This is a genomic window from Streptomyces sp. NPDC048424 (assembly GCF_040651555.1).
In the GTDB taxonomy this organism is placed as follows: Bacteria; Actinomycetota; Actinomycetes; order Streptomycetales; family Streptomycetaceae; genus Streptomyces.
Window position 1 is genome coordinate 37,820 of the sequence record NZ_JBEZKE010000044.1, and the last position, 6,657, is coordinate 44,476.

At 74.1% G+C, this 6,657-nt stretch carries 7 protein-coding genes and 1 pseudogene; 4 read left to right on the forward strand and 4 right to left on the reverse strand.

What is annotated here, in order from left to right:
* Nucleotides 1-40 precede the first annotated feature (40 nt).
* The 4 genes from AB0D29_RS35705 to AB0D29_RS35720 are packed head-to-tail and all read left to right on the forward strand — an operon-like array spanning nt 41 to nt 2,944.
* Complete coding sequence (locus tag AB0D29_RS35705; RefSeq protein ID WP_362859988.1) at nt 41-583, forward strand: hypothetical protein; 543 nt, start codon at nt 41-43, stop codon at nt 581-583.
* Nucleotides 580-1,047: a ferritin-like domain-containing protein gene (locus AB0D29_RS35710; RefSeq protein WP_362859989.1), complete on the forward strand. Its 468-nt coding sequence runs from the start codon at nt 580-582 to the stop codon at nt 1,045-1,047. The genes AB0D29_RS35705 and AB0D29_RS35710 overlap by 4 nt, the downstream gene beginning before the upstream one ends.
* Nucleotides 1,048-1,063: 16 nt before the next feature.
* Complete coding sequence (locus tag AB0D29_RS35715) at nt 1,064-1,966, forward strand: aminoglycoside phosphotransferase family protein (protein ID WP_362859991.1); 903 nt, start codon at nt 1,064-1,066, stop codon at nt 1,964-1,966.
* A 42-nt stretch (nt 1,967-2,008) separates the two neighbouring features.
* Nucleotides 2,009-2,944 (forward strand): slipin family protein, encoded by a 936-nt coding sequence (locus AB0D29_RS35720; RefSeq protein WP_362859992.1) that lies wholly within the window; start codon nt 2,009-2,011, stop codon nt 2,942-2,944.
* Nucleotides 2,945-3,119: 175 nt separating this feature from the next.
* Here AB0D29_RS35720 and AB0D29_RS35725 read toward each other — a convergent pair whose 3' ends face one another.
* The 4 genes and pseudogenes from AB0D29_RS35725 to AB0D29_RS35740 all read right to left on the reverse strand — a co-directional run.
* A complete protein-coding gene (locus AB0D29_RS35725; RefSeq protein ID WP_362859993.1) occupies nt 3,120-4,817 on the reverse strand; it encodes a proline--tRNA ligase in 1,698 nt (565 codons plus the stop codon).
* Between the two features lie 42 nt (nt 4,818-4,859).
* The gene (locus tag AB0D29_RS35730) at nt 4,860-5,402 is read right to left on the reverse strand and encodes a GNAT family N-acetyltransferase (protein WP_362859995.1); all 543 of its coding nucleotides are present in this window, start codon (nt 5,400-5,402) and stop codon (nt 4,860-4,862) included.
* A 98-nt stretch (nt 5,403-5,500) separates the two neighbouring features.
* On the reverse strand, nt 5,501-6,346 hold the full coding sequence (locus AB0D29_RS35735; RefSeq protein ID WP_362804240.1) for a GNAT family N-acetyltransferase: 846 nt from the start codon (nt 6,344-6,346) through the stop codon (nt 5,501-5,503).
* A gap of 180 nt (nt 6,347-6,526) precedes the next feature.
* Nucleotides 6,527-6,657, reverse strand: a pseudogene (locus AB0D29_RS35740) (4-hydroxy-3-methylbut-2-en-1-yl diphosphate synthase); the annotation flags it as partial.

Here is a 6,657-nt window from a genome sequence, read left to right on the forward strand (position 1 = left end):
GATCACACCCTGCCCCGCCATCACCCCCGAGGACGTCGCCGTGCCCTGGACTCTGCCTTCGAGACCCTCGCGCCGGAGCCTGCTCACCGGAGCCGCCGGCGTGGCCGGTGCCGCGCTGCTGACGGGGTGCTCCGACGACCGCCCGGCCGGCGGCGAGAGCGGGATTCCACTCGAACGGCGGATGCGGGAGGCGGCCGTTCGTGACAGTGCGCGTCTGCTGGAACGTTACGACGCCACGGCCGCCGCCCATCCGGCCCTGGCCGCCCGGCTGGCGCCGCTGCGCGCCGCCGTCGCCGCGCACTCCGCGGCCCTGGCCCTGACCCCGGCGGGCTCGCGCTCGCCCTCCGCCTCCCCCTCGGGCGGTACGGGGGCCGCCGCGCCCTCGGCGGGCGGCGAGCCGGTGCCCCCGAAGCCCGCGGAAGCCCTGACCGCCCTCGCGGACGCCGAGCGGAGCCTGTCGGAGGCCCGCACCATCGATCTGGCCGGGGCCCCGGGCGAGCTGGCCCGGATGCTGGCCTCGGTGGCCGCCTGCGGCGCCGTCCACGCGTACCTGCTGACCTCGACCCCCGGAGCCACGTCGTGAAGCCCGAACCCCCCGCCGCCGGCCGGGCCCTGGAGGCCGCCCAGGCCGCACTCGCCGCCGAGCACGCGGCCGCCTACGGCTACGGGGTGATCGGCGCCCGCAGCACCGGCGCCCGCGCGAACGAGGCCCGGGAGGCGTACGGCGCCCACCTCGCGCGCCGTGACGCGCTCGCCCGGACCGTACGGGAACTGGGCGGCACACCCCGGCCCGCGGAGGCGGCGTACGCGCTGCCGTTCGAGGTGCGCGGCCAGGCCGAAGCCGAGCGGCTGGCCGCGGTGGTCGAGGACCGGGTGGCGGGCGCGTACTCCGATCTGGTGCGTGCGGCGGAGGGTCCGCTGCGCCGCGAGGCGGCCGACGCGCTGAGCGCCGCGGCCGTGCGCGCGGCACGCTGGCGCGGTGTCGGCGTAGCCTTCCCTGGGCTCGCGGAACGCGCTGACGAGGCGCAACGAGCCCAGCACAGCTGAAAGGGACCACGCACGCATGGCTTTCGAACCGCCGCAGCGGCTTGTACGGGCGCTCGGCGAGATGCCGGAAACGGCGCAGGACGAGGACTGGCTGGGGCAGCTGCCCGGACTCACCGAGGCCGCGCTCACCCGGCGCGGCGTACGCGCCCAGCGGGTCCAGGCACCCGGCGGCCGCAGCAGCCTGGTGGTCCTCGTCACGTACGCGGACGGGACCCCGGCCGCGCTGAAGCTGGCGCCGCCGCACGCCCGGCCCGACCGGGAACTGGCCGCGCTGGCCCACTGGGGCGGTTTCGGCGCCGTACGGATCCTCGACACGCGGCACCACGAGGACGACGGGGCGCTGCTGCTGGAGCGGCTGCACCCGGAGGTGTCGTTGCGGTCGCTGCCGGAGGCGAAGGCGCTGCTGGAGGCCAGCGGCACCCTGCGCAGGCTGTGGGTGACCCCGCCGGCCGGGCACGTCTGGGAGACGGTGGCGGAGCGCACCGAGCAGCAGGCGGCGGCGCTGCGCGCGGCCCCGGCGGAGGTCCGGGCCCTGGCCGACACGGCCCTGGCGATGCGTGGGGAACTGGTCGCGGCCCCGCCGGAGGAGCTGCTGCTGCACGGCAACTTCCGGCAGGGCAAGGTCCTCGCGGGCGAGCGGGCGCCGTGGCTGACGGTGGGCCCCGACCCGCTGGTCGGCGAGCGGGCGTACGACCTGGCGCGGCTGGTCCGGGACCGGCTGGAGGACCAGGTGGCCTCCTCGGCGGGGGCGGCGGGCGCCCGGCGCCGGGTCAACAAGCTGGCCGACGCCCTGGAGGTGGACCGGGACCGGCTGCGGGGCTGGACGCTGTTCCGGGCGGTGGAGTCGGGGAACCGCGCCCTGGCCGCCGGACGCCGCCGGGACGCGGAGCTTCTGCTGGAGTTCGCGGCCTGGCTGTAGGGCATACCGTAGATAGCAAGGTATGTCCGGCAGGGGGCCGTCATGGTCGAAGAACTGCTGACAGCGGCGATCGCCGTGGGTGTGGGCGTCGCGGTCTACGTGGGCGCCGCGGCCCGGGTGGTGAAGCAGTACGAGCGGGGCCTGGTCTTCCGCTTCGGCAGGCTGCGCGAGGAGATACGGCCGCCCGGCTTCGCGATGGTCGTTCCGGTCATCGACCGGCTCCACAAGGTCAACATGCAGATCGTGACGCTGCCGGTGCCCGCGCAGGAGGGCATCACCCGGGACAACGTCACCGTGCGGGTGGACGCGGTCGTGTACTTCAAGGTCGTCGACCCGGCGAACGCGATCGTGGCGGTGGAGGACTACCGGTTCGCGGTCTCGCAGATGGCGCAGACCTCGCTCAGGTCGATCATCGGAAAGTCGGACCTGGACGACCTGCTGTCCAACCGGGAGATGCTGAACCAGGGTCTGGAGCTGATGATCGACAGTCCGGCGGTGGGCTGGGGCGTGCAGATCGACCGGGTCGAGATCAAGGACGTCTCCCTGCCGGAGACGATGAAGCGGTCGATGGCCCGGCAGGCGGAGGCGGACCGTGAGCGGCGGGCGCGCGTGATCAACGCGGATGCGGAGCTGCAGGCCTCGCACAAGCTGGCCGAGGCGGCGGAGGTCATGTCGGAGCAGCCGGCGGCGCTGCAGCTGCGGCTGCTGCAGACGGTCGTGGCGGTCGCCGCCGAGAAGAACTCGACTCTGGTGCTGCCGTTTCCGGTGGAACTGCTGCGGTTCCTGGAACGCGCGGCCCCCTCGCCTCCGGCGACGGCCGCGCCCGAAGAACCGGCCCCGGCCGGCCCGGCTTCCGAAGGCCCCGGGCCGACCGAGGTCGCCGACGCGCCGGCGCCAGCCGCGCTCGACACCCCGGAGCCCGACCTCATGCTGGACGCCCCGCCGCCGGAGCCCGAGCCCGGCGGGCCGCGCGACTAGCCGCTGCGCGGAGCCGCCCCGACCCGCCCTTCCACCGTTCCCCGGGCTCTGCCCGGACCCGGTCCTCAAACGCCGGACGGGCTGGAATTGCTCGGCCTCGGCCAGGATCCAGCCCCGCCGGCGTTTGAGGCGCGGGGTCCGGGGCGGAGCCCCGGGAGCCCGGCCGCGGCCGGCCTTACGACGTCAGGCGGGCGAGGGCCTCGGCCAGGGGGAGTTCCTCGCGGGTGCCGGACGCGCGGTCCTGGAGCTCGACCACCGACTCCGCGGAACGCCGGCCCGCCACGAGGATCCACGGCACGCCGATCAGCTCCGCGTCCGTCAGCTTCACCCCCGGCGACAGCCCGGGCCGGTCGTCCAGCAGGACCCGCAGGCCGGAGCCCGCCAGGGCCGTCGCCGCCTCCTCCGCCAGCGCCAGCGGCACGGCCTTGCCCGCCGCCACCACGTGGACGTCGGCCGGGGCCACCGCCGCCGGCCAGCACAGGCCCCGCTCGTCCGCCGTCTGCTCGGCCAGCGCGGCCACCGCCCGCGAGACGCCGATGCCGTAGGAGCCCATGGTGACGCGGACCGGCTTGCCCTCCTTGCCGAGGACGTCGAGGCCGAAGGCGTCCGCGTACTTGCGGCCGAGCTGGAAGATGTGGCCGATCTCGATGGCCCGGTCCAGGCGCAGTCCGGCGCCGCAGTTCGGGCAGGGGTCGCCGGGCTCGACGACGACCACGTCGAGGTACCGGTCCACCTCGAAGTCGCGGCCGCAGACCACGTTCCGCGCGTGCGTGTCCGCCCGGTTGGCCCCGGTCACCCAGGCCGTGCCGGGCGCGACCCGCGGGTCGGCCAGGTAGCGGACCTTGTCCAGGCCCTGCGGGCCCACGTAGCCGCGTACGAGGTCCGGCCGGTCCGTGAAGTCCTCGGCCGTGACCAGTTCGACCACGGCCGGGGCCAGGTGCTCGCCCAGCTTGCCGAGGTCGACCTCGCGGTCCCCCGGCACGCCCACGGCCACGATCTCGCCGTCCACCTTGACGAGGAGGTTCTTCAGGGTCGCCGAGGCGGGGACGCCCAGGTGCGCCGCGAGGGTCTCGATGGTCGGGGTGTCCGGGGTGTCCACCTCCTCCAGTGCCGGGTGCTCGGCGCTCACGGGGGTCAGGGCGAAGGTCACGGCCTCGGTGTTCGCCGCGTAGTCGCAGGACGGGCAGTCCACGAAGGTGTCCTCGCCGGCACCGGCCGGGGCCAGGAACTCCTCCGACGCCGAGCCGCCCATCGCCCCCGACACCGCCGACACGATCCGGTGGTCGAGGCCGAGCCGCTCGAAGATGCGGACGTACGCCTCGCGGTGGAGCCGGTAGGACTCCTCCAGCCCCTCGTCGGACACGTCGAAGGAGTACGAGTCCTTCATCTGGAACTCGCGCCCGCGCAGCACGCCGGACCGGGGCCGCGCCTCGTCGCGGTACTTGGTCTGGATCTGGTACAGCATGACCGGCAGGTCCTTGTACGAGGTGCACTGGTCCTTCACGACCAGGGTGAAGATCTCCTCGTGGGTGGGGCCGAGGAGGTAGTCGGCGCCCTTGCGGTCCTTGAGCCGGAAGAGCAGGTCGCCGTACTCCGACCAGCGCCCGCTGACCTCGTACGGCTCCTTCGGCAGCAGCGCCGGCAGCAGCACCTCCTGGGCGCCGATGGCGTCCATCTCCTCGCGGACGATGCGCGAGACGTTGTCGAGGACCCGCTTGCCCAGCGGCAGCCACGTCCACACCCCGGCCGAGCTGCGCCGGACGTAGCCGGCGCGGACCAGGAGCCGGTGGCTGAGGGTTTCGGCGTCGGCCGGGTCCTCGCGGAGGGTCTTGGCCATCAGGCGGGACATGCGCTGCACGTGTTGCGTAGACATGCCGGGAGGTTACCGGGGCGCGCGCGGGCCCCGGTAATCAATTCAGTGCCTGCTCAGCGGCAGTGTGGCGCCCATGACGGCGTACGGGAGGCTCGCGCTCGGGAAGTGGACCTGGCGGGCGAGGTCGGTGTAGCCGAGGGCCCGGTAGAGCCCTCGGGCGGGGCTCTCGGTGTCGATGGCGGAGAGGATCGAGCGGGGCTCGGCGGCGGCGTCGGTGATCCGGGTGATCAGCTCGCGGCCCACTCCGTGGCCCTGGAAGCCGGGGTGGACGTGGAGTTCGGTGATCACGAAGGAGTCGTCGAGCCACCCCTCGTGTCCGCCGGCCCGCAGGTAGGGCTCGACGATCGTGGACCACCAGTGGGTCCGGTCGTTCGGCATCCCGTACACGAACCCGGTGAGGGCCCCGTCCTCGGCGAACGCCCCCAGGGCGCGGGCGCCGCGGCAGGTCATGTGGCGCTGGACGATGTAGCGCCGGATGCCCACCTCCTCCTCGCTGAGGCCGAAGGCGACGGCCTGCACGCGCAGGGCCTCGTCCACGCGGGCGGCGAGGTCGAGGGGGCCGATGCGGAGTCCGGAAGGCAGCATGCGGCGACCTTACTTCGCGGTAGGGGCGTGCCGGAATGCCACCGGCGGGGTCCGGCGTCCGCCTTTTCGATCAGGGCGGCCGGGACCTGGTGGTCCGCTCAGAACAGCACGCTCATGAACGCGCCGACCTCGCGGAAGCCGACCCGCCGGTAGGCGGCGCGCGCGGCGGTGTTGAAGTCGTTCACGTAGAGGCTGACCACGGGAGCGACGTCCCGCAGCGCGTAGGCGACGACGGCGGCCATCCCGGTCTCCGAGTGCCCGCGGCCGCGGAACTCGGGGGCCACCCACACGCCCTGGATCTGGCAGGCGCGCGCGGTGGCGGCGCCGATCTCCGCCTTGAAGACGACCTTGCCGTCGTCGACGTGCGCGAAGGAGCGGCCGCCGGCGACGAGCTCGGCGACGCGGGCCTGGTAGAGCAGCCCGCCGTCCCCGGCCATCGGCGAGATGCCGACCTCCTCGGTGAACATGGCCACGCAGGCGGGCATGATCAGGTCCATCTCGTCCTTGCGGATCCGGCGGACCCGCGGGTCGGCCTCGACCGTGGTGGACGGGCGCTCGATGACCATGAGCGGCTGGTGGGAGCGGACCTCGCGGGCCGGTCCCCAGCTGGGCTCGAGGAGCTGCCACAGCAGCCGGGTGGCCTCGGCGGGGCCGACGATGGACGAGCAGCGGCGGCCGGTGCGGCGGGCGCGGTCGGCGAAGGCGCGTACGGCGTCGGGTTCGGCGCAGACGGGGACCAGGTTGGCGCCGGCGTAGCAGAGCGAGCGGAGCTCGCCGTCGGCGTACCAGCCCCACATCTCGCCGCCCAGGCGCCAGGGGTCGAGTCCGGCGACCTGGACTCGGGAAGTGACGAAGGCGTTCTCGACCGGCTCGCGTCCGAGGATGTCGAGCGCGGCGTCGAGATCACTGGGCTCAAGGACCCGGGTGGTGGTCTGCGTCAACACTGGGGCCTCACCATGCAAGTCTGCTGATCTCCGCACTGTACCCGGCGATGCCTGGCGATGCCGCGTCGCAGGTCACGAAAAGGCCCCGGCCCCGCCCGCGAACTGCGGGAACGGGGCCGGGGCGGCAGCCTCGGGTGCTCGGACTCCGGTGCTCGGACTCCGGTGCTCGGACTGCGGTGCTCAGACTCCGATGGCGACGGTGGGCTCGCCGCTCGTGACGCCGTCCTTCTCCATCTGTTCGGCGATCTTCATGGCCTCTTCGATGAGGGTCTCCACGATCTTCGACTCGGGGACGGTCTTGATGACCTCGC

Coding starts and splice junctions, on each gene's coding strand:
- AB0D29_RS35715 (WP_362859991.1), top strand. CDS start 1,064: ATGGCTTTCGAACCGCCGCAGCGGCTTGTACGGGCGCTCGGCGAGATG.
- AB0D29_RS35720 (WP_362859992.1), top strand. CDS start 2,009: ATGGTCGAAGAACTGCTGACAGCGGCGATCGCCGTGGGTGTGGGCGTC.
- AB0D29_RS35725 (WP_362859993.1), bottom strand. CDS start 4,817: ATGTCTACGCAACACGTGCAGCGCATGTCCCGCCTGATGGCCAAGACC.
- AB0D29_RS35730 (WP_362859995.1), bottom strand. CDS start 5,402: ATGCTGCCTTCCGGACTCCGCATCGGCCCCCTCGACCTCGCCGCCCGC.